Origin of the sequence: Sediminibacterium sp. C3, assembly GCF_000508085.1 — a bacterium.
GTDB lineage: Bacteria > Bacteroidota > Bacteroidia > Chitinophagales > Chitinophagaceae > Sediminibacterium.
Genome location: NZ_KI669560.1, coordinates 2,662,580 through 2,685,301 on the forward strand (window position 1 = coordinate 2,662,580; position 22,722 = coordinate 2,685,301).

Below are 22,722 nucleotides of genomic sequence, written 5' to 3' on the forward strand. Positions count from 1 at the left end.
CCTGATTTACTAACCAATACTATAGACTGCCTGGTGCTTCACAGGAAAATTACAGCTGCGGGCAATGAAACAATAAGCATTGGCTTTTTCATGCAAGGCATTGGCCTGGTCCATCATCTGCATATTGGCCAGAGAGATTCTTGGTTTAAGAATGACTTCCGTAAACTGACCAGCTCCGGATGGTTCTACAGTCATAATCCCCTCCGCATCATCCTGATAAGAAGTAACTATGATGCCGGTATCCGCACAAAAATGCAGATACCAAAGCATATGACAGGAAGATAAAGAAGCCACCAGCATTTCTTCCGGATTGTAGCGATTGGGATCTCCCCTGAACAAAGGATCCGAACTGGATTCAACAGGAACTTTACCTTCCACCTGAATCAAATGATTTCTGGAATAGGCTTTGTAATTACTGGTTCCGGTTCCCAAATTCCCCATCCATTTAATTCCTACTTTATATAAATGCTGGTGAGCCATTCTTCTTTCAATAAATTGATTTGATCATTAATTCAGTTTCTTTTTCAGGCTACTCACTTGTTCCTGCAAATTATTCACCATTCCAGCCAGTTGATTTACATCCCAGACCGGAGCAGCATTGGCTTTTTGCAAAATGTAAACTGCTTTCCAGATTTCCAGCACGTCTTCTGCACTTACATGGTAAGGTTCGTATTGAGGATTATCGCTGATTAACGTAATTTTATTTTTCAGGCGGTTGTTTTTCACTACCCGCTTGTAAGCCACCCCTTCATTTTTGGAAAGAACGATATAGGTATTGCTGTTTTTTAAATCATCCAGGTCCTCTACTTTTTCGCCTACAATTACACTGCCACTGGGCGTAGGCAACATAGAGTCTCCCATAATTTCAAAAGCCCTGTATTGACCCGGAGCCAGCATGGGTAAAGTAAAAGTATTCAGCTCATCTACAAATTCCGGATCTGCATAACCAGTCATATAACCTGCAGCTGCTTTTACCGGAACAAATCTGATTTCGGCAGACTCACTGATCATTTTTAACTGACGTCTTCTGTCTAAATAAGAACCTCCCTTGCTTTCAGATAAATCTTTAAACAAAAAATCTTCCAGACTTAATTTGAAAATAGAACAAACCTGCTCCATTACCTCGAGCTTGGGTTCTGCCCTTTCTTCTTCATAAGCGCCCACCAGGGAACGTTTGATTTTTAGCTTGTTGGCAAACTCTTCCTGGGTCCAGCCCCGCAGTTTGCGCAGATACTTCAGATTTCTTCCAGCGTTTGACATAACTAATACTTTTAGCGCAATTTACTAAACTTTTTAGTTTTTCCAAATTTATTTTGATTTTTATTTCAGCGGGTCAATTCTACGAACCGATTGAAGTACTTTTCAGCTGTAATATTAAGCCATGAAAAAACTATTCCTATTTGCCTTATTGGGATCTCTTACACAGTTGAACGCCCAGTCTGTGGCCAGCTTTCCTGCTTCGCTTCAGTTAACACCGGAAAAATCCAATTTCGAAAAAACATCTTCTTATGCAGATGTGATGCAGTTTTTGCAGACGATTAAAAGCATGAGCCAACATATCCATATCGGATCCATCGGTAAAAGCACATTGGGAAAAGATATTCCTTATGCAGTGCTTGCCAATCCTGCAGTTAGCACTCCTGAAGAAGCCAGAAAATCAGGAAAGCCTGTAGTATATATTCAGGGCAATATTCACGGAGGCGAAGTAGAAGGAAAAGAAGTATCGATGATGTTAATGCGCGATATTTTATTGGGTAACTTATCGCACTTGCTCAACCATCAGATCATTGTTTTTGTGCCTATTTATAATACAGATGGGAATGATATGTTTGCGAAGGGATTAAGACCGTCGCAAGAGAACAGCCCGCTGGAAACCGGCATCAGGGAAAACGGCCAGGGACTCGACCTGAACAGAGACGGCATTAAGATGGAAACACCGGAAACCAGAGCGATGGTATCGAATATTCTGAATAGCTGGGATCCGCAGATGGTGGTGGATTTACATACCACCAATGGCACTTGGCATGGATACGATTTAACCTGGGCACCTGGATATTTATCTGCGGGAGAACCTGGCCCCTATCACTATACCAACAGCACCATTCTACCTTTTATTACCGATAAAGTAAAAAGGAAAATGATTTATTGTTTGGCCCCTTTGGTGATTTCTATACCAGAGAAGGCTGGCCGGTAAAAAACTTTTACACTTACAATCACCATCCAAGGTATATCATCAATCAGATTGGTCTGCGCAACAGAATGTCTATCCTGAGTGAGTCATTTGCCCATGAGCGCTTTTATCAGCGCATCAACAGTACTTATCATTTTGTAAAAGAAATATTAGCCTATTGCAATAGCAATGCGGCAGAAATTATACAGATCAATCAGCAGGCTGAAAAAAATGCGATAGAACAGGTAAAAAATAATGCAGGAAAAATCAGCAAGGGCGTACGATTCAAAATGGTACCCACTGCCAATGGGATTCGCGATTTCAGAACCTATGATTATATCCCATTCAAAAAAGAAGACGGCAGTACTACACTGACTAAAACAGGGAGGATCATCCATGTAGACAAAGTAAACTACTACGCAGATTTTAAAGACACCGTAAGTGCAACCTTGCCCAGAGGATACATAATACCAGCGGCACTGGATAGCATAGCCGAACATTTAAAACGCATGGGGGCCAAAGTAGAGAAGCTCGAGAAAAAAACGGAGTTCCAGGGAGAAGGATTTCTCATAGAAAAATTCACCAAAGCCAGCAGAAAATTCGAGGGTCACCAGATGGCATCTGCAGAAGGAAAATTTGTTGCCAAAACATTTACTGCAGAAAAAGGAGACTACCTGATTGACCTGGCGCAACCTTTGGCTAACTTAATCTTCTATGCACTGGAGCCACAATCGGATGATGGTTTACTTACCTGGAATTTTTTTGACCAGTATTTAACGGAAAAAGGAATCAGCAATCAGGCCGTGGAGTATCCGGTTTTGAAATTTTTTAGCACAAATACAACAACTAAAAAGAAAAGATAGGCCCGGTCTTATCGTACATTGCAATATGGCAAAAGTAAAAGCAAAAACAAATAAGCAGAAAGTTGAGCCCATCATCCTGGTAACCAACGACGATAGTTATACAGCGCCAGGCATACACGCATTGGTGGAAGCGGTGAAAGGGCTGGGCAAAGTAGTGGTAGTATCACCCGATAAGCCACAAAGTGGAATGGGCCATGCCATTACCATTGGAGAACCTTTGCGTTTACACAGAGTGCACAATTTTGGAGATGTAGAAGCGTATAGCTGTAGTGGCACACCGGTAGATTGTGTAAAACTGGCCGTAGACAAAGTACTGCATAGAAAACCAGATATCTGTATCAGCGGAATCAACCATGGCGCCAATCACTCCATCAATGTAATTTATTCAGGCACCATGAGTGCTGCCCTGGAAGCATCCATTGAAAGTATACCCAGCATTGGATTCAGTTTATTGGATTTGAGCATTGAAGCTGATTTTACAGGGGCAAAGCAATATGCACGCGTAATTGTAGAACAATTATTGGCAAGCAAAAATCTAGACAAGCATATTTGCCTGAATGTGAACATTCCAAAAGTAAAAGCAGAACTGATTAAGGGAATCAAGATCTGTTCTCAGGCATATGCCAAGTACCAGGAAAAATTTGACGAAAGAAAAGATCCACACGGCAGAAAATATTTTTGGCTGACTGGCGAGTTTGTCAATTTTGATAAGAGCAAGGAAAGTGATGTATGGGCATTAAAGAACAATTATGTAAGTGTGGTTCCGGTTCAATTTGACCTGACTAATTATACCCTGAAAAAACAACTGGAAAAGAACTGGAAGTTCTGATAACTCTTAAAGCACAAATATGTTGCTCAATAAAGACTCTATTCCATTCGGCCTTCTGTTAGGATTCCTCGCTCCTGTTTTCGGGCTGTTCGGTTATTACTACTGGAAGTTCAGTTTATTCAGCCTGAATGAATTCTTTCAGGTACTGCTTATGCAGAAATCTTTATTGAGCGGCATCATTGCCATTGCCCTAATTGCCAATGCCATTGTCTTCACGGTATATATCAACAATCAAAAAGATAAAACAGCCAAGGGAGTATTCATTGCAACCTGTATTTATGCATTGATCTCCCTTGGCATTAAGTGGTTTGTTTAATTATTGGGGTTCATGTTTATTGGGATCCAACTTAGCTGGAGCTAAAGTAACTGGGGGTGGTGGCGCAGGAATTGGAAGTTTTCCATACTTGGCTTCAGCTCTTCTCATACTCGTTTGATTATTGAGAATATATTTTTCTTCAGTACCATCTTTAAGCTTGATTTCCATGGTTTTGTGCTGATGATTCCATGAAACATTTGAGACATCTTTATTGCGTCGCATAAATGATTTTATTCCAGACCTATCATTTTTATCTTCTTCCAGAATTGGTTTAATACTTTTGAGATTAGCATCTTTAGTTGCTATTTCTATAACACCATTATCACCTTCAGCCCCATATTTTGAAATAGCTGCCTCGTTTTTAAGCACATTAATTGATACAATTTCATTGGGATTCAACTCATTTAAGCTTTCAAATTCTATTTGCTTCCCATTTAAAACAACAAGCGGCTTTTGTCCGTTTTTTGCAAACACTTTTAAGCCACTACCCAAACCTTCAGTACTTTTACTGAAAGAAAACGACCTTACAGAATCAAAAGACAATTTACCTGTCCCTGATTCAATTTTCTTAACTAGTAGTTTAACTGTATCTTCTCCAGCTTCTGTAAAATCACCATTTTGAGTTGCTACAGCCAACTTTAGATTGTTCTCCATATCCGACAGATATTTCTGAACACCATTCAAAATGGCAACTGCCAATGACTCTCTGAAACTGGTGGAAGTGATTTTTTTCAAATCCTTGGGATTACTCATATATCCTGCTTCAATAAGAATGCTGGGGCAACTGATGTTTTGCAACACGTATATCCCATCTTTCCTGCTCTTGATTCCATTAAAAGGCAAACTCAAATCATCCACTTGATTGGCCACCTGGTTGGCAAACTGTAAATGACTATTGTAACGATCGGTTTTACCCGGACTGGCAATATAAATTTCGGTTCCGGAAAGGTTTGCATTCTTGTCTGCATTATAGTGCAGTGACAAAAACAAATCCGGGTTAGATTTATTGGCTTTTTGAGCAATTTCCATTACGGACTGTGTTTCATCTTCTGTTCTTGTTAAAACCAGATTCAAACGACTATTCTGGTTCAGGGATTGGATGGTTTTGGCCAGTTCAAGTGTCAATTGAGATTCAACTGATTTACCATCAACCCCAACACTACCTTTATCTGCCCCGCCATGTCCTGCATTGATGATAATGGTGTAATCGTTTTTCAAATTAACAGCCATGGGCGAAATGGCCGCAACAGGGCTTCCGGCAACATCTTTATAAATGGTTTTTACAACTGTTTCAACAGATATGGGTTCTGTGGGAGGTGCATTTCTGAAAGCCACCAGTACCACTATAATAGCCAATAAGGGCAATACAATCAGCCTTCTTAGATAGCTGAATCTTGTGTTGGATTTACTTAACATGGCGATACGTCTTTTGATGGGTGAAAAAAAGAAGGGATTGGTTAATTTAAAGGTTTGTTGTGGATAAGCAGCAGTCAATAACATATGCGCCAATGATGCAGTATCTCCACTCTCAACAGATTTTTTATCTGCAATGAACTCATGAATCATGTGTAATTCTTTTTTGATTAGCCAGAAAACCGGATTCATCCAGCCTCCAATCAAAATGCATTGCATCAATAGCTTATCAAATGAGTGCTTTTCTTTTACGTGTGTAATTTCATGCTGCAAAATTTGCTGACCGGTTGAACTGCTTAAATCAATGGCTTCATTCCAGAATATAAAACGGAAGAAAGAATAGGGCGTTCCTTTGGCATTGGTCATGATTAAATCAATCGTACCCAGTTTTTTTGCACTACTCTGCTTTAATAACAGAAAAGTACGAATCAGTGACACCATCAGACTGATGAATAAAAGAAGGGCTCCTCCGATATACAGCAGTTGTAATCCCCTCTGCCAGGTAATGGAATACCAGTGCTGACTAAAACTGGTTTCCAGTTCGGTATTGTTGGTGGCTACTGCTGTAAGCAGATAATATATTTGGGCGTCGCCTGCGTAATTGTTATCGTTCCACTGAATTTTAATCAAAGGAACCAGCCAGGAAAGCACAGCAATCGCCAACAAATAGAATCGGTTGTATTGATGAAATTTACTATCACGCAACACAAACCAGTAATATCCCATCATAATGGCAGAACAAAAAACTACCTGTAGAAAATAATAAATGGTGGTTTGCATAAAATTATTTTTTAGATTTTTTCATTTCCTGCAATAACAACTCCAGCTCTTTTACACTGATGTCTTTTTGTTTTACCATAAAGGAAACAGCATCGGCGAAAGACCCTTCAAAATACCCTTCCACTAAATTTCGAATGGTACTGGAAGAATATTCCTCTTTGGTAACAATTGGAAAATATTGATGCACTCTTCCAATTTGATTCACCCCTACAAATCCCTTGTCCACTAAAATTTTTACAATCGTGGCAATGGTATTGCTATGAGGCTTTGGATCGGATTGTGCTTCAATAATGTCTTTCAGGAACGCGGTTTCCAGCTTCCAGATCGTTTGCATTATTTGCTCTTCTGCTTTGGTTAATGGTTTCATGATGTACATTTACAAGAGTAAACTTATAACTAAATTTTTAGTTTAACAACTAATTTTTTAGTTATTTAACTATTTTTTTAGTTTATCGCCATGAAATACTATGTAATCGCAGGAGAAGCCAGTGGAGATTTGCACGGGAGTAATCTGATAAAACAGTTGCAACTATCAGATCCATCTGCCCATATCCGATGCTGGGGAGGAGACCTAATGCAGGCTGCAGGAGCTCATCTGGTAAAGCATTACAGAGATCTGGCATTCATGGGTTTTACTGAAGTCATCAAAAACCTGCCTACGATTCTGGGCAATCTTAAATTCTGCAAAGAAGATATAATCAGCTTTCAACCCGATGTATTAATCTTAATTGATTATCCTGGATTTAATTTAAGAATTGCCGAATGGGCTAAGAAACAAGGCTTCAAAGTGGTGTATTATATAGCACCACAGGTTTGGGCCTGGAAAGCCAACAGGGTTAAAAAAATGAAAACCTGCATCGATCTGATGCTTTGCATTTTACCATTTGAAAAAGACTATTTCGCGCAACAATGGAACTGGGATGTGCATTACGTAGGGCATCCGCTCATTGAAGTCATTGAAAAATTCAAATCGAGCCATCAGTCGGCAATACAACCAATCATCGCTTTATTACCTGGAAGCCGCAAACAGGAAATTGCCAAAAAACTTCCTATCATGTTAAGTGTTGCCACAAAATTTCCGCATTATGAATTTGTGGTAGCACAGGCACCGGGCCAGGAAGACAGTTTTTACGAACCTTTCTTAAAGGGGCACCAAAATGTAAAAATGGTAAAAGACAGTACCTACCATTTGTTATCACAGTCAACGGCTGCATTGGTTACCAGTGGAACGGCCACACTTGAGACCGCTTTATTTGGCGTACCTGAAATTGTATGCTACAAGGGAAGTTCCATTAGTTATCAGATTGCGAAACGACTGGTAAAAATTAAATTCATCTCGCTCGTGAATTTAATTATGGACAAAGAGATTGTAAAAGAATTGATTCAGGATGAACTGAACACTGCCAACCTGGTGAGGGAGTTGCAATTGATTACCAGCAATCCAGAAAAAATCAGCGAACTAAAATCGGAGTATCATCAACTTTACAATAAATTGGCGGGAGGAGGTCATGCATCAAAAAATGCAGCCAGTTTAATTTCAGCATTCCTGCAAAAGAAATAATCTGTTTCAGTGTTGGGCTAAATAAAATTTAGCGGAACATGGGTATAATTACCTGCTTCACCAAAATGAAAATCACCGCCAGCAAAAACATTACCAGAGAAACTCGGTTCATTCCGTGCATGTATTTCATCCACTGAGATTTGGGAGCGTTAGGATCTGCTTTCTTGATAAATAAGTATTGCTGAATTTGATTCCAGATGCCCATATTGTAAAATTTGTACAAAGATAACAGGAGCGAACCAATTTAGTTCAATCAACCTTATCCCCTTAGATTTGTTAAGTTCAAAAATCACTTTATGCGTCGGATTGTATTTTTTCTAATTTGTATCGTTAGTTCATTCCCTTTACAGGCACAGATAAAAATAGAACTGGAAAGACCAATTGATCCCAATCAAATAGACATTATCCGTGATAAATGGGGTGTACCGCATATTTTCGGAAAGACAGATGCATCCGTTGCTTATGGTCTTGCCTGGGCGCATGCAGAAGATGATTTTGCTACTATACAACAATCTTTAATGGCGGGTAAAGGCATGCTGGCCCAATACAAAGGAAAGGAAGGGGCACAAGTGGATTATATCGTTCGCTTACTCAGAATACCTGAACTGGTGGAAGACCGCTTTGAAACAGACCTCTCACCCGATTTCAAAAAAGTATTACAAGGATATTGTGAGGGCCTGAATGCCTACGCAGAAAAGCATAAGCAAGAAGTCCTGTTAAAAAATCTTTTCCCGGTTACCCCCAAAGACATGATCCGGTATTCTGTTTTGCAATTGTGCATTTTATCCGGAGCCGACAAAGCTTTGTCTTCTATTTTTGGAGGGACCGTTCCTTTACTGGAAAATTTTAAAACGCAGGGGAGCAATGCCTTTGCCTTCAACAGTAAAAAAACAACTGATGGCAATGTTTATCTAGCCATCAATGCCCATCAACCATTGGAAGGACCTGTTGCCTTTTACGAAGCACATTTAAACAGTGAAGAAGGGTGGAATATTTTAGGTGCCAATTTCCCCGGTGCTCCCAGCATTCTACACGGGGTCAATGAGCATCTGGGCTGGGCACATACGGTAAACGAACCTGATAAATTAGATGTGTATCAGCTGGAGATGCACCATAAAAACAAAAATCAATATTTATTTGTTGGCAATTGGGAAACCCTGGAAGAAAAAGACGCATCCATAAAAGTAAAATTGAAACTCATCAGCATATATGCACACAGACCGGTTTACTGGAGCAAATATGGCCCAACAATAAAAACCAAAAGAGGGACTTTCTCTATCCGCATGCCGGCGCAAATGGATATCCGTGGACTGGAACAGTGGTATCGTTTTAACAAAGCCAGAAACTTTACAGAATTCAAAGCTGCATTGGAAATGCGCGCGATACCCGGCTACAACATTGTATATGCTGACAAATACGATACTATTTATTATATCAGCAACGGCAGAATACCGGTCCGCAATAAAGAGTACAACTGGAAGTCTACCTTGCCGGGCAATACCAGCAAAACCTTATGGAATGACTTACATCCCATCAGCGCTTTACCGCAGGTATTGCAACCAACAACCGGTTTTGTTTACAATACCAATCACTCTCCTTTTCATTCTACAGAGGGCAAAGAAAATCCTGTAGTTACCGACAGTACCATGGGATATGAAACCCTGGAAAACAATCGCAGCAAGCGTTTCGAAGCCTTATTGCAGCCACTGAATAAAGTGAGCTACGAAGATTTTAAGCGAATCAAGTTTGACCGGCAGTTCCCATCCACCTTCTATTTCCCTTATAATATTGACAGCTTATTTCTCTTAGAGGAAACCAGGCATACTGATATTGCCGACCTGATTATTCAATTAAAAAACTGGGACAAAAAAGGCGACGCAACGAATATTGGGGCAGGTACTTTCTTTATGATATATCATGATATTGTTCCCAAGCGAAGCAAGTACATGAAACAAGGATATATATCATTGCAAGATGCAGCTGAAATCCTCAGATCTGCGAAAGCCACCATGCTGCAGCAATTCAACAGAACCAATTTACAATTGGGTGATGTACAGAAACTGGTGCGTGGTAATATTGCGCTACCACTGCCAGGATTACCTGATCAGTTAGCTCCCATGTACTCCATTCCATATAAAGAGGGCATGTACAAAGGCAATCAGGGAGATGCCTACATTGAACTGGTAAAGTTCACGAAAGATGGGCCGGTAATTGAATCTCTAAATGTATATGGTGCTTCTGCACGAAAAGATTCGCCCCACTATACCGATCAGATGCAACTTTATGTAGATCAGCAAACCAAACCCATGACTTTAAAAAAAGAATTGGTTTATCAGCAGGCAGTTAAAAAATATCACCCGCTATAGCCCTTTCACAAAGGGAGCCAGCAATGAAGTGATTTGCTGGGTTTCAATGATGAATCCATCGTGTCCATAGGTAGAATCAATTATATGCAACTGCGCATCCGGCATATGTTCTGCCATGAATGCCTGTTCTGCTATAGGGCAAAGAATATCGGAATCAATTCCAATAATCAATGCGGGTTGGTGAATCTGGCTTAATGCCTTAGCCAAATCGCCCCCTCTTCCTCTTGCCAAATGATGACTGTCCATGGCTTTGGTAAGCAACCAGTAACTGTAAGCGTTAAATCGGTTCACCAGTTTATCTCCCTGGTAATTGATATAAGAGGAAGCTTTGAATCCATCCATTTTTTCCGGATCGGGATCGGTTTGTCTTTCCTGAAAAGTAGCATAGTTACGGTAGGTAAGCATACCGATGGCTCTGGCTGCTTTTAATCCGGCAGCACCTGCATTTGGAATATGGTCTTTCCAGGTACAGTCAGCTTCAATGGCCAGGCGTTGTGCTGTATGCACCGCAACACCCCAGGCAGATTCGGATGGAGAAGTGGCTATTAAGAAAAGTTTCTTTATTGTTTCAGGCTCCATCAATGCCCATTCAAGCACCTGATAACCGCCCATGCTTCCCCCCATCAACAAATCAATCTGATCAATTCCCAAATGCGTTCTTAATGCCATATGCGCTTTCACCATATCTCTGATGGTCACCATGGGAAAATCAGAAAAATAAGGAGCATTGGTCAGAGGATTCATGCTCAAAGGCCCCGTAGATCCATAACAGGAACCGATTATATTGGCACAAACAATAAAATAATCGGAAGGATTAATTAAAAAATCATTGCCAACCAATCCCTTCCACCAGTCTGCTGCATCCGCATTGGCTGTTAATGCATGACAGATCCACACCACTTTGGATGTACCTGAAACGAATTTGCCGTAAGTATGATAGGCAATATTCAGTTCCGGGATATTGGAACCACTCTCTAACACAAAAGGGGCTGTATGGGTAAAAGTCTGTAATGCCATTTGCAGGAATTCTTACGCAAAATAAAGACAACTGAGGCTTACCTTTATGTAAATTTTTAAAAGCAGCGGCAACCGATGAAAAAAGAAACAAAAGCCATCCGAATTCAAACAGAGCGAACCAACGAAATGGAGCACTCCACTCCAATGTTTTTAACGAGCAGCTTTTGTTTTGATAATGCAGAAGAAATGAGGGCCGCATTTGCAGACGAATCCGATGATAATATTTATTCCAGATTCAGTAATCCGTCCGTTCAGGAGTTCATTGATAAACTGGTAGCCCTGGAAGGAGCAGAAGCCGGATATGCAACTGCATCGGGCATGAGCGCTGTTTTCGGCTCCTTTATGGCCCTGTTGAAACAAGGCGACCGACTACTATCCTGTAATTCTATATTCGGAAGCACCCATACGGTTATTTCCAAATACCTGCCCAAATATGGAATTGAATACGGATACATCAATGCCAATGCAACTGCTGAAGACTGGGAAGCAGCCATTACCGCCAATACCAAAATGATTTACCTGGAAACGCCTACCAATCCCGGACTGGAAATACTGGACCTGGAAATGATTGGCAAGATTGCCAAAAAACACAATATCTTACTGAACGTAGACAATTGCTTTGCCACACCCGTAAACCAGACTCCTATTGATTTTGGGGCTGACCTGGTGGTTCATTCTGCAACGAAATGGTTAGACGGACAAGGTAGGGTTTTAGGTGGGGCAGTTGTTGGCAAAAAAGAATTAATAAAAGAAATCTATTTGTTTTGCAGAAGTACCGGACCTGCTTTGTCGCCATTTAACGCATGGGTATTAAGCAAGAGTTTAGAGACCCTGGATGTAAGAATGGAACGGCATGCAGCCAATGCCTTTTTTCTGGCAACGGCATTAGAAAACCATTTTGCTATTACACAATTGAAATATCCATTCCTGCCCTCACATCCGCATCATGGCATTGCCGTGAAGCAAATGAAAAATGGGGGTGGCATTATTTGTTTTGAATTAAAAGGGGGGATTGAAGCTGGCAGAAAATTTTTAGACCGTCTGCAAATGCTCTCGCTTACTGCGAATCTGGGAGACACCAGAAGTATTGCTTCGCATCCGGCCAGCACTACGCATGCTAAGTTATCAGAAGCGGAAAGACAAGCTGTAAACATCACGCCTGGCCTTATCCGAATTAGTGTAGGCCTGGAAAACAAAGAAGATATTTTAGCTGATATTTTACAGGCTTTAGGTTAAGCTGCTTTTTTAGTTCTGATAAAAATCATAGCTATCGCTGTTGTAATTAATCCCATTACAAATGCAGCAATTGTGCCTTGTATTGCATAATTCTTGTAATTGAAATTAGCAACAGCTTCTTCCGTTGTTTTATAGTACCCAATTTCAACAGATCTTTTGATAACGTTGGGGAAGTACTCAGGAGTAATTACATAAGTAGTTATCCATTGGGTTACTGGAGTAAGGGCTGCAATAATCAAGGAAAGGTAAATCCCCGAAACCAGTCCCTGCATGTAAGTGATATCACCTGCATAATCCAGTTTCTTTTTTTCTTTCAAAGCCAGAACCATCATCCAAATAGCAGGAATAGCAAACAGATTGGTGAGATACATATGATAATCTATATACTTACCATGCAAGCCGGCAACTTTCTCCATTACCATCCATAGTAAGGTCATAATGGAAAATAAAATAGCCCATTTTACTTCAATTTTAATCGGTTTCATGGTTGGGGAGGTTTGTTTTTTAGAATTTGATTATCTGATTCTTTATCGTGAACTGATTTTAAAACTGGCAGGTGAATATGAAACTGAATCGCAATCAATCTTACCAGCATCACCATTAAAGCAGCAATAGGTGCAGCTACTTCTTTAGATAAATTTAGTTTTAGTAAAAGAAAAAAAGTTACCCCGCCAATTACGCAGGCCATTGCATAAATATCTTTTTGTAAGAGCAAAGGAACTTCATTTAACAAAACATCACGCAGAACCCCGCCAATAGAACCTGTTATGGTTCCCATTACAATACAAACCCAGAATGGAAAACCGGCATCCAAACACTTTGAAATTCCGATGATGGTTACCAGTCCCAAACCAATGGTATCAAATAAAAACAGTGTATTGGTCCAGCGCATCAACTTTTCTTTGAAAATCAGGGTCGCAAACAATGCAACTCCTGTGGTAATAAAATAACGGCTATCCAGCATCCAAAACGGAGTTACATCTAACAACAAGTCCCTTACCGTACCTCCCCCAATGGCTGTAACCAACCCAATCATAAATGCACCAAACCAGTCAACATTTTTTCTGGAAGCCATTTTTATACCGCTCATGGCAAAGGCAAAAGTTCCAATCAGATCTGGCAATATGGTAAAGAAACTATTCAAGTCTCGCTTAAATTTAAAGGTTACCAGTGGGTAAATTCAACTAAATTTAAACAAAAAACCATTCAAATACTTCTTCCGCTTCTATTCGCAGAATTTCCAAATAAATTATGCAATAGAAAGCAATTCACCAAAACTCTGTTCCTTCAGAATGATGTCTGCATGATGATTCAGGAGTTCATCCTGTGAACAGAAAGCAATTCCTAACCCTGCTTCCTTAATCATGCAAAGATCATTCATACTATCCCCTATAGCAATGCAATTTTCTTTGGGGATCTGGTATTTATCCAATAAGCTAAGCACTGCATTGGTCTTACACAGGGAATGTCTGCAAACGCTTTTTGAATTATTAAATAAGAAAGAAGGAATCTTTACTTCTCCTGTACAAATACCTTTTGAAAATTCAAGTTCATTGGATAAGGAAAAATCCATCCCCAATTTATTTTTTATATGATGGGTAATACAATCATAACTATCAGAAATTATCCCGATAATATATCCCCTGCTTTTTAATTCTTTAATTATTTCAGCTGTTCCTTCAACAATAGGTATATGATCTGCAATCTCAATTAATTCCTGATGAGTCTTCCCTTTTAAAAGAGTGGCAATATGTTTAGTTAGTAAAATTGGATTACTCTCAGAGGACCGGATATTCATCAGTGAAGTTTTGAAATCGAACCTTTCAGCGCAGGCATCTATAAACCGGCCTCTCAGCAAAGTATTGTCCATATCAAACACAATCAATTTTTCCATAGCGTCTAGATTGGCACTTAAAGCCAGTTCCATTTGTGTTCTGATTTCATTAAGTACACCCAGTTCTTCAAAATTATACCTGGGATTATTCGAGTTTGCAGCCTTAAGAATGATTGTCTGAGCCACTTCTTTACTCATTTTTCCCAATGCCTGCCAGGGCTTACTTTTATTCTCTATATACCCAATCTCTACTTCTTTCATTTTGGCATTCATCAGATACATATCTATCAGGATACCAATATCCACCCCATAGTCCTCCCGAAAATCCAGTTGCTCCAAAAGGTTTTTTTTACCAGCAATCATTCCGCTAAGCGGTTGACTGAACTTTAATAATTCAGGAAAGAAAATACTCAACAGAGGTTTGGCAGCCAATTCAGTTACCCTGCCGGCATTTCGGCTGAAGGAGGATTTTACAAAATCCACTTCTCCATTTATAATGGGATCAGTCAGTAATTTAATGGTATAATGAGGATAAGGATCTATATCCCCATCTAGAAATGCAACAATAGGATTAGAAGCAAACAATACCCCATCTTTCATTGAAGAACCCTTACCCAGTTTTGTACTGGTTATTACTTTTGCTCCATTTGCTACAGCAATAGCAACGGTTGCGTCAATTGACTTATCATCTACTACTACCACTTCTGTTACATTGGGTTGTGACCATGCAAATTGAATTACGCTTTGAATGGTCTCTTCTTCATTTAAAGTAGGAATAATTACAGTAATCATATGGCTAGTTTTGAGTTAAAACAGAAAAGTCTCAACTCTAAAGCCAATATTGTGCCAATTTAAAATATGTGAAAAAAGATGATTTCTTGTAAACTATAAATCAGTCTAGTAAAGACAAATATTTATTTTTATTATCAATCATGATCCATCCCAATATAAGCGACAAGCCAATTGCAAGCGGCAAGCCACTTGGCGCAACAGTTGCATGAATCAGAACAATACCACACATGATTGGAAAAATTACCAAGGCGCCAATTGCTCTTGTCTTTCTGAATATCAAAAGCAATCCACCCAAAATTTCTACAATAGCAACTAAAGGCATCAACCACTCTATTTCCATAAATGCAGCATTATCAGCAACCAGAGCTGGCGGTAAGTCCTGAGGAACCGGAATATAATTGAATAGCTTATTAAGCCCACCATTCAGAAAAAGTAAAGCTGTTAAAATGGATAGCACATTTAGTATCTTATTTTTCATATCAATCTTTTACTAAATATAGCCATACCAAATGATTTTGTCAAGTGTGTTGTACAACAAAAAAATACAAGGGCATTCCTATGGTGATATTTACAGGGAAGGTAACAGCTAATGCCATTGGCAGAAACAAACCCGGATTTGCCTTAGGAACGGAAATTTTCATAGCAGCAGGGACAGCAATATAAGAGGCACTTGCTGCTAAAATTGCAATTACAAACCGGTTACTGATATCCGACGTAACCATAGAACTTAGATATGCAAATATCACTCCGTTTATCAGCGGTATTAAAAAGGCAAACAAAAAAGGGAATAATCCAAAAGAAAAGAAAGCTTTTAGTTTTTTACCACTTGTGATGCCCATATCCAAAAGGAAAATGGCCAGAAAACCTTTGAATAAATCATTGGTAAAAGGCTTAATACCCTCTGCTTGTTTGGCATCTGCAACCAAACCAATAAATAAACTACCCAGAATAAGCAATACCGATCCATTTGTAAAGGAATGCTTAAATACTTCTCTCTTTTTAATTGTATCCGTCCCTTCAGTGTTGAAAAAATTAATTAATAATAAACCAACAATAATAGCCGGAGATTCCATCAATGCCATTATAGCCACCATATGACCATGCAGATTCAATTGATGCGCTTCTAAATAGGACACAGCAGTTACAAAAGTTACTGCGCTTACAGAGCCGTAAGAAGCTGCAATGGCACCTGCATTATAAATACCTAAGCGCTTTTTTAATATAAAGAAAGTATAAGCCGGAATAACTACAGAAATAGCAATCCCCATTAACATGGTTCCCAGAATTTCAAGCGTGAACTGCTCATGAGATAATTCTTGTCCACCTTTAAATCCAATGGCGAACAACAAATAGAGAGAAATGAATTTGGAAGAATTATTGGGAATTTCAAGATCACTCTTCACACAAACAGCAACAATTCCCAGTATAAAAAACAACAAGGCCGGATTGGTTAGGTTTTCCAGCAGTAAATTAAAGTCCATATGCAATTTTATAGCGATTCATTTTCTTCAGCTCTTTTATAAATCCAGCCTCATTAGATAATACAATACCTCTTACTGTAAAGGATTGAGCAAATTCAATATTTATAGAAACAAGTAAAGATTGCAGTGATTCTACAGAAAGTTCTACCATCAACTCCGCCATTTTAAGTGCCTGTTGTTTTGGAGTTAACCCTGCCAATCTCTCCAACCAGAATTCTTCCTTTAAATCAGCAACAGGATTTAAAAATGAAATATCCCGCTTATAAGAATCATTGATTACAGAAAGTATGAAACTGTTGGATACTTCACTGGCAACGTATATTTCGCTGATATTATTTGCAGTAATAACTCTTTTCAAGTCTTCCATAAAATGGACGTCTTGAGCTGAAACCAGACCAGCTGGTGCAGAAAGAAAAAGAGAATCCTGTCCATATCGCTTCTTAAGTGTGTATTCTAGATTAGAAAAAGGGCAAACAATAAACAGGCGATTATTCATGGGTATTTTCGTTTTTAGGTGAATTTACCTGATGATGAATGGTAAAAACGGCTGTTATTACAGAAAGCGAAGACCACAATTGACTGTTGATGGGGTTATCCGACTTGAACGCAATAAAAATTGTACTTAAGAAGACAATCAATCCAATCATTATTTGCCAATCCGTCTTTTTCATGACTTGTAAATATTTGATGGTGCAAATTTGGGGAGAAGTAATCTATATTTTTTATTTATCTTTATAATATTAATCATAAATTATTTTTATGAACTACACTTTGAATCAGTTACAGATCTATCTTAAAATTGTTGAAACGGAGAGCATAACCAAGGCAGCAGAAGAACTTCACTTAACCCAACCAGCGGTTTCAATTCAGTTAAAAAACTTGCAAGATCAGTTTGATATTCCATTAATAGAAGTGCTTGGCAGAAAAATACACATTACAGATTTCGGAAGAGAAATTGCTGTTTCCGCAGAAAATATAATTAACCAGGTAAATGCAATCAACAATAAATCACTTGCGTTCAAAGGTCAGTTAACTGGAAAATTAAAGATTGCAGTTGTTTCTACCGGGAAATATGTAATGCCCTATTTTCTATCCGGATTCATGCATAAAAATAACGGCGTCCAGTTGAATATGGATGTAACCAATAAATCGAAAGTAATTGAGAGTCTTGAAAAAAATGAAATTGATTTTGCCTTGGTTTCAATTTTACCAGCTGCCATAAATATTGAAAAAATAGATTTACTACCCAACAAACTGTTTTTAATAGGCAATGAAAAAACAACCAAGAATATAGAAGACCTTCCGCTGATTTTTAGAGAAAAGGGATCCGGGACACGGCAAGCAATGGAACAGTTTATCCAAAAGAAAAAACTGTCCGTCCTAAAAAAAATGGAATTGAGCACTAATGAAGCTGTAAAACAAGCCATTATTGCAGGATTAGGGTATTCCATCATGCCAATTATTGGAATAAAAAATGAACTGATGAATAAACAGCTATTCATCATTCCCGTAAAAGGCATGCCGGTTAAGACTACCTGGAGTTTGATTTGGCTAAAAGGTAAAAAACACTCCCCGGTTGCTGAAGCTTATCTGCATTATCTTAAGCAGGAGAAAAACCAAATTGCTAGAGAAATATTCAGCTGGAGTGAAAAGTATTAAGGCTCAAAAAACAATAAATAAACATAGTACTTATCGTTTTTTTCATCGATTGGCTTTATCAATACTCTTATTCTAAGATTGTTAACATACTTACTAGCAATTGTTCTATCATAAGCATAATTGGTATCAAAATCGGTTGAATGGGCAAAATAATACTGTGTTACATATTTGCCGAGAACAGCCTCCTTCCCTTTCAACTCCTTTTCACCCTCCACTTTAATTTCCGGTTTTCTGGTCACACTAAACCCATCCATACCCGCAAAATGATTATTACGAATAAGGATATAAAAAAGGTCACTTGAAATATCTTTACACTGCTGAAACGAAAGACCTGTATCCTTGTAAGGAGACATATAAGCCCAATAAGATATTTTACCTGTTTTTTCATTTATCAAGAGCGTATCTGTTCCGTATTCGCCAATTTGATCGTTCCAGTAAATCTCCCTAACTGTACCATCCGTGATTTTAGAAATAATTCCTCCCCTTCCATAATTTTGAAACTGATTTACGTAATCCTGAATTAATATAGAGAATTTGCCTCTTTTTGAGGGAGGGATAGAAAATACAGTGTGTTTATTAGTCGTCGGTTTCTTCAATTTTGACACATCTATCCGATCATATTTTAAAGCAGTATCACCCAGTGGATATAAGACTTTAATTGTCCCAAATACGCCTTTATTGGGACTTACGGCAACTATTCCCTTGAATTGAGGATTTTCCTTTTCGGGGATATAATAATAGATTGTCTTTTCAATCTTATGTTCATCCTTTGTAAGATCGTACTCATAGCCTGAAATTTCTGAAGACAGTTCCAGAATGTTCAATGAATTCAAAAAATCCGTGCTACTCCAACTCAAGCCCATTGGGTAATTCTTTTCCCGGGAAAATTCCACTAAATAATATGGATTAATACTAGTACCCTTAACTATTTTGCGGGCTTCCAAAATACTTATACCATCCCGTAAAAATTTATGCCCTGCAATTGTTTCAGCCGAATAATGAAAAATCCAATTGGATTTTGCTTTCCAATTTAAAGGTTTGGCGTTTTTATATTTCGTCATTAATTCTTCGTGCCATCGGGCAATATTGGCCTGATTGATTGTAGAACTATTATCTGTCTTTGGATTAATTTCGTCAAAATGATATTGGTTATCTACTTTAAAATAGAATGTCTCTTTAAACTTATATTTCTCAGGTAATTGAAAATTCAAATCAGGATGAAATGCTATTAGTACATCATTACTGTAATATTTGTAATTAGACAATAATACCCCAACCAATTGTTTAAAAATTAGCTCCTCTGTATCATCAATGCCATCTTTTATCCATGCAGGCCAATCATTTCGCGAAACCATTTTAGCGATATCTTTAGCCAATCCCTTGGATAACTTTTCATAATCAGTTAGCTTATCCAGAAACTTCTGATCCTTTTCCAGCTGATACACATGCTTCATTAAAAAGGATGAAGAAGTCATCCTCACCATCTGTAAAGGATTATAGCTATTCAGGCGATCCGTTATTTTAGAATAATTTTGTGCATTGAGTGTAGAAAAACAACCCAGAACTATAAATAATAAAATTTTCCGCATTTTTTATAGCTTTATGCTATAAATATAAGAAAACCAAGAATATTCTTTTCCATTTTAAGCCTTATTCATTTTGATAATTCTATACCCGTAATAAATAAGTATCAGTCCTATAAATTCTGTTACATATAAAACTTCAACATATCCGGCTCGGGTAAAAGATCCTCCTATACCCGGCAACAACCCACCTACAGCAATAAAAATATTACCCCGAAAAGGGGCTTCTTTTATCCCCTGCCGATAGTATCTAATAGCAGAATAAAAAGCTCCTCCTACCAGGAATAAAAACGCATAAATATTAATTAAGGGAGAAAAATATCGAACCCATTTCCATTCAAATACTTTTCCGGTTAACTTATAATTGAAATTGTCTGGAATTGAAACAGGAGTTAAGACAACAAATACCGATGCAACAACAATCAATATCACAATTAAAATACTGGAAATATCAGCGAATCTTCTCTTCATTAACAAGTAGACACTCCCCTGAGCCAAGGGAAAGCCTCCTAATAATGCACCCACAATGTACCAATAACGAACGTTTGAGATACTCCATCCAATCAGCATATTAATACTCTCTGCCAAAGTTCCCAAACCGAACGTCAAAACACCTAAAGACCACCATAACAAATACGTAGTTTTCCGATATTGATAATGACTGAATATTTCTTTGAAAAAGTAAACTGAAAAAATTGTTGTAAAAATGGGGATGCATTCAATGTAATTTTTCATAGTGCAATTCTGTAAAACAAAATTGAATTATACAGACGAATCATCCGTCAGCCAACTGTAAAATCTACTTACGCTGTCTCTTTTCCATTTTTAACCCGTAAACAATACCACCAACTAAACCGACAACAAATCCGATTGGACCCGTGAAAAAAATTCCAAGCAGTGGCCCTTGAGGTGATTCCGGCTTTAAAATAATGGGGCCCAATACACCTCTACATTTGGAAAAAGAAAAAAAGAAGTGATATTGTAATTGATATAATCCGTCTTGTCTTCTTCAAAAGACTCAGCTTCGGTGATTATATTTAAACTAGTTTGTGAAGAAGCCTGGGCTTTAATAATTGCAGAATGACGTCCATAATCTAAAGAGGCATTTGCATATGCTGGAAAAAAAGAAGAAAAACTAAAAACCAGGACCAAAATAGAAACAGACATCCTGCAGAAAAAATGATGCAGCTGACTTAAAACATATTGGAAAAACGTCACAGTTTCTTGCTTCTTACTCATAGTAATGAGTGTAAAAGTAACACCAAATTTCTTAAAGAATTGAAAAGAAAATAAACGGTTACAAAAAATAAGTCTAATGAGCTGAATCTCACTTAGTTCTGGAGGTCATTAATCCAATCATCATAACTAAAGCAGAAATCATAATAACCTGAATTACCAGCGCATTGTCTACCAATGAAATAGAATTTTCCGGTAAAATCGATAAAAACAATAGAATTGTGATAAGTCCTCTTGGCGCAATAAACAGCAATGGCTTTAAGGGCACTTTAAACAATTTTAAAAACAAAGCCCTGAAAACGACAATAGAAGCAACAATTACCAATGCCCATCCTAAACTCTCAGTATTCAAAAGATCAGCAGTATTAATTAAGAACCCGAATAATAAAAAAAACAGAGCTCGAACGATAAAAGCAAATTCAGCAATCGTTTCTTTGAATTTATGAACTTCCTTATTAAGCTCATCTGGTTTAAATTTATCAATCCAGGCAAATCTTCTTAACTCATCAAGATTACCAATGAATAAACCAAACAGCATAATAAAAATCAATCCTGGCAAATGATAAATTTTTGAAACAGAATAAATTAAAATTATCAGTATAATAATTGGAACAAACTTAACATGGTGTTCTATTCTATTAAGCAGAAAAGCCAGAAAAATGGTACAAACAAAAGAAGCAACCAGCACAATTATAATTTGTATAAAAAAAGATGAGACAGCGCTGAAATCAATTACTGCATTAAATGCAACAAAATTAAAAAGTACTACGCCAAGTATATCTGATATACTACTTTCGTAGATAACAAATTCCTTTTTATAAATATCCAATGAACTAACACTTGGTATTGCAATAGCACTGCTAATTACACAAAATGGGACTGCATTAATAAATGCATCTTTAAAATTTACCCCCTGGAAATAATAAAAAAGAAATGCCAGGAAAAAAGAAAGGCAAATCATGGGGATAAAGGCAACCAGTACCGATTTTTTTACCAGATTAAACTTAGACTTATTTAACTCCAGTTCAAGTGCTCCCTCCAGAACTATCATAATTAAACCAACTGTACCCAAAACTGGCAAGAGTGCGGCAAAATTGGGCATAGTTATTTCAACAGTATTTAAAATTTGCTTAACCAGCCATCCAGACAATAAAAGTAAAATAACAGATGGCACTTTTGTTTTAGACGCACTCAAGTCAAACAGATATGCCAGTAGCAATAGTATGCATAAACTAATAATGATGGTTGTTGTCATAATCTGCGGTAAATTTAATTCAAAATGTCTATCTCTCGGGCAAATATAAAATCCAACTCAGTTAAACATCCCAACTCATGAGTGTTTAGCTTAACAATAACAGTATTATAATTGTTAGTCCAATCAGGATGATGATTTAATCTCTCAGCAATAGCTGCAACTGCAGACATAAAAGAAAATGCATTTTTAAAATCTTTAAAAACAAATTTTCTTTGAATTGCATTTACATGAAGTTCCCATGAAGGGTCCAGAACTGTCATATGTTTAATAACTTCATCTGCATTCAAACACTTCATATTTTAAAACAATTAATCAATTAATTAATAATAAG

At 37.9% G+C, this 22,722-nt stretch carries 26 protein-coding genes; 8 read left to right on the forward strand and 18 right to left on the reverse strand.

The window, feature by feature from the left end:
• Positions 1 to 9: 9 nt before the first annotated feature.
• Both F777_RS0112375 and F777_RS0112380 read right to left on the reverse strand, forming a co-directional pair.
• Entirely contained in the window at positions 10 to 480 is a 471-nt protein-coding gene (locus F777_RS0112375; protein WP_026752311.1) for an OsmC family protein, read from the reverse strand.
• Between the two features lie 27 nt (positions 481 to 507).
• Positions 508 to 1,260, reverse strand: coding sequence for a LexA family transcriptional regulator (locus F777_RS0112380; RefSeq protein ID WP_026752312.1), 753 nt, complete (start codon positions 1,258 to 1,260; stop codon positions 508 to 510).
• Positions 1,261 to 1,381: 121 nt separating this feature from the next.
• On the opposite strand from F777_RS0112380, the gene F777_RS0112385 reads away from it, so the two are divergent.
• From F777_RS0112385 to F777_RS0112400, 4 genes are read left to right on the forward strand one after another with little or no spacing between them, the layout of a single operon-like run.
• Positions 1,382 to 2,194, forward strand: coding sequence for a M14 family metallopeptidase (locus F777_RS0112385; protein ID WP_026752313.1), 813 nt, complete (start codon positions 1,382 to 1,384; stop codon positions 2,192 to 2,194).
• Positions 2,146 to 3,033 (forward strand): M14 family metallopeptidase, encoded by an 888-nt coding sequence (locus F777_RS0112390; RefSeq protein WP_026752314.1) that lies wholly within the window; start codon positions 2,146 to 2,148, stop codon positions 3,031 to 3,033. Before F777_RS0112385 ends, F777_RS0112390 begins: the two co-directional genes overlap by 49 nt.
• A gap of 25 nt (positions 3,034 to 3,058) precedes the next feature.
• On the forward strand, positions 3,059 to 3,862 hold the full coding sequence (gene surE, locus F777_RS0112395; RefSeq protein WP_026752315.1) for a 5'/3'-nucleotidase SurE: 804 nt from the start codon (positions 3,059 to 3,061) through the stop codon (positions 3,860 to 3,862).
• Positions 3,863 to 3,881: 19 nt separating this feature from the next.
• Positions 3,882 to 4,178, forward strand: coding sequence for a hypothetical protein (locus F777_RS0112400; protein WP_026752316.1), 297 nt, complete (start codon positions 3,882 to 3,884; stop codon positions 4,176 to 4,178).
• Here F777_RS0112400 and F777_RS0112405 read toward each other — a convergent pair whose 3' ends face one another.
• Positions 4,179 to 6,371, reverse strand: coding sequence for a M56/M15 family metallopeptidase (locus tag F777_RS0112405; RefSeq protein WP_026752317.1), 2,193 nt, complete (start codon positions 6,369 to 6,371; stop codon positions 4,179 to 4,181).
• A 4-nt stretch (positions 6,372 to 6,375) separates the two neighbouring features.
• Positions 6,376 to 6,738, reverse strand: coding sequence for a BlaI/MecI/CopY family transcriptional regulator (locus F777_RS0112410; RefSeq protein WP_026752318.1), 363 nt, complete (start codon positions 6,736 to 6,738; stop codon positions 6,376 to 6,378).
• A gap of 90 nt (positions 6,739 to 6,828) precedes the next feature.
• On the opposite strand from F777_RS0112410, the gene lpxB reads away from it, so the two are divergent.
• Positions 6,829 to 7,932 carry a lipid-A-disaccharide synthase gene (lpxB, locus tag F777_RS0112415; RefSeq protein WP_026752319.1) on the forward strand — a complete coding sequence of 368 codons (1,104 nt, stop codon included), beginning with the start codon at positions 6,829 to 6,831 and terminating at the stop codon, positions 7,930 to 7,932.
• Between the two features lie 28 nt (positions 7,933 to 7,960).
• Here lpxB and F777_RS18105 read toward each other — a convergent pair whose 3' ends face one another.
• On the reverse strand, positions 7,961 to 8,137 hold the full coding sequence (locus F777_RS18105; RefSeq protein ID WP_173399631.1) for a DUF6728 family protein: 177 nt from the start codon (positions 8,135 to 8,137) through the stop codon (positions 7,961 to 7,963).
• Positions 8,138 to 8,228: 91 nt separating this feature from the next.
• On the opposite strand from F777_RS18105, the gene F777_RS0112425 reads away from it, so the two are divergent.
• Positions 8,229 to 10,298 (forward strand): penicillin acylase family protein, encoded by a 2,070-nt coding sequence (locus F777_RS0112425; RefSeq protein ID WP_026752320.1) that lies wholly within the window; start codon positions 8,229 to 8,231, stop codon positions 10,296 to 10,298.
• Here F777_RS0112425 and metX read toward each other — a convergent pair.
• Positions 10,293 to 11,315, reverse strand: coding sequence for a homoserine O-acetyltransferase family protein (gene metX, locus F777_RS0112430; protein ID WP_026752321.1), 1,023 nt, complete (start codon positions 11,313 to 11,315; stop codon positions 10,293 to 10,295). The genes F777_RS0112425 and metX overlap by 6 nt on opposite strands.
• 75 nt (positions 11,316 to 11,390) lie before the next feature.
• Between metX and F777_RS0112435 the strand changes: the two genes are divergently transcribed.
• The gene (locus tag F777_RS0112435) at positions 11,391 to 12,551 is read left to right on the forward strand and encodes a trans-sulfuration enzyme family protein (protein ID WP_026752322.1); all 1,161 of its coding nucleotides are present in this window, start codon (positions 11,391 to 11,393) and stop codon (positions 12,549 to 12,551) included.
• Here the strand turns inward: F777_RS0112435 and F777_RS0112440 are convergent.
• The 7 genes from F777_RS0112440 to F777_RS0112470 form a co-directional block, all read right to left on the reverse strand.
• Complete coding sequence (locus F777_RS0112440) at positions 12,548 to 13,036, reverse strand: DUF4199 domain-containing protein (RefSeq protein ID WP_026752323.1); 489 nt, start codon at positions 13,034 to 13,036, stop codon at positions 12,548 to 12,550. The genes F777_RS0112435 and F777_RS0112440 overlap by 4 nt on opposite strands.
• Entirely contained in the window at positions 13,033 to 13,695 is a 663-nt protein-coding gene (locus F777_RS0112445; protein ID WP_026752324.1) for a trimeric intracellular cation channel family protein, read from the reverse strand. The genes F777_RS0112440 and F777_RS0112445 overlap by 4 nt, the downstream gene beginning before the upstream one ends.
• A 105-nt stretch (positions 13,696 to 13,800) precedes the next feature.
• Complete coding sequence (locus tag F777_RS0112450) at positions 13,801 to 15,177, reverse strand: HAD-IB family phosphatase (protein WP_026752325.1); 1,377 nt, start codon at positions 15,175 to 15,177, stop codon at positions 13,801 to 13,803.
• Between the two features lie 100 nt (positions 15,178 to 15,277).
• Positions 15,278 to 15,655 (reverse strand): DoxX family membrane protein, encoded by a 378-nt coding sequence (locus F777_RS0112455; RefSeq protein ID WP_026752326.1) that lies wholly within the window; start codon positions 15,653 to 15,655, stop codon positions 15,278 to 15,280.
• Between the two features lie 40 nt (positions 15,656 to 15,695).
• Positions 15,696 to 16,658 carry a sodium-dependent bicarbonate transport family permease gene (locus F777_RS0112460; RefSeq protein WP_026752327.1) on the reverse strand — a complete coding sequence of 321 codons (963 nt, stop codon included), beginning with the start codon at positions 16,656 to 16,658 and terminating at the stop codon, positions 15,696 to 15,698.
• Positions 16,648 to 17,154 (reverse strand): hypothetical protein, encoded by a 507-nt coding sequence (locus F777_RS0112465; protein WP_026752328.1) that lies wholly within the window; start codon positions 17,152 to 17,154, stop codon positions 16,648 to 16,650. The genes F777_RS0112460 and F777_RS0112465 overlap by 11 nt, the downstream gene beginning before the upstream one ends.
• Positions 17,147 to 17,329: a hypothetical protein gene (locus F777_RS0112470; protein ID WP_026752329.1), complete on the reverse strand. Its 183-nt coding sequence runs from the start codon at positions 17,327 to 17,329 to the stop codon at positions 17,147 to 17,149. Before F777_RS0112470 ends, F777_RS0112465 begins: the two co-directional genes overlap by 8 nt.
• A gap of 88 nt (positions 17,330 to 17,417) precedes the next feature.
• Between F777_RS0112470 and F777_RS0112475 the strand changes: the two genes are divergently transcribed.
• Complete coding sequence (locus F777_RS0112475) at positions 17,418 to 18,317, forward strand: LysR family transcriptional regulator (protein WP_026752330.1); 900 nt, start codon at positions 17,418 to 17,420, stop codon at positions 18,315 to 18,317.
• Here the strand turns inward: F777_RS0112475 and F777_RS0112480 are convergent.
• The 5 genes from F777_RS0112480 to F777_RS0112505 all read right to left on the reverse strand — a co-directional run bounded on the left by F777_RS0112480 (position 18,314) and on the right by F777_RS0112505 (position 22,678).
• The gene (locus tag F777_RS0112480; RefSeq protein WP_152530918.1) at positions 18,314 to 19,693 is read right to left on the reverse strand and encodes a hypothetical protein; all 1,380 of its coding nucleotides are present in this window, start codon (positions 19,691 to 19,693) and stop codon (positions 18,314 to 18,316) included. The genes F777_RS0112475 and F777_RS0112480 overlap by 4 nt on opposite strands.
• Positions 19,694 to 19,960: 267 nt before the next feature.
• The gene (locus tag F777_RS0112485; protein WP_152530919.1) at positions 19,961 to 20,533 is read right to left on the reverse strand and encodes a hypothetical protein; all 573 of its coding nucleotides are present in this window, start codon (positions 20,531 to 20,533) and stop codon (positions 19,961 to 19,963) included.
• Between the two features lie 288 nt (positions 20,534 to 20,821).
• The gene (locus F777_RS0112495) at positions 20,822 to 21,139 is read right to left on the reverse strand and encodes a hypothetical protein (protein ID WP_026752333.1); all 318 of its coding nucleotides are present in this window, start codon (positions 21,137 to 21,139) and stop codon (positions 20,822 to 20,824) included.
• 88 nt (positions 21,140 to 21,227) lie between these two features.
• Entirely contained in the window at positions 21,228 to 22,391 is a 1,164-nt protein-coding gene (locus tag F777_RS0112500) for a cation:proton antiporter (protein ID WP_026752334.1), read from the reverse strand.
• A gap of 14 nt (positions 22,392 to 22,405) precedes the next feature.
• Positions 22,406 to 22,678, reverse strand: a complete 273-nt coding sequence (locus F777_RS0112505; protein ID WP_235785952.1) for a 4a-hydroxytetrahydrobiopterin dehydratase — start codon at positions 22,676 to 22,678, stop codon at positions 22,406 to 22,408.
• Between the last annotated feature and the right edge of the window lie 44 nt (positions 22,679 to 22,722).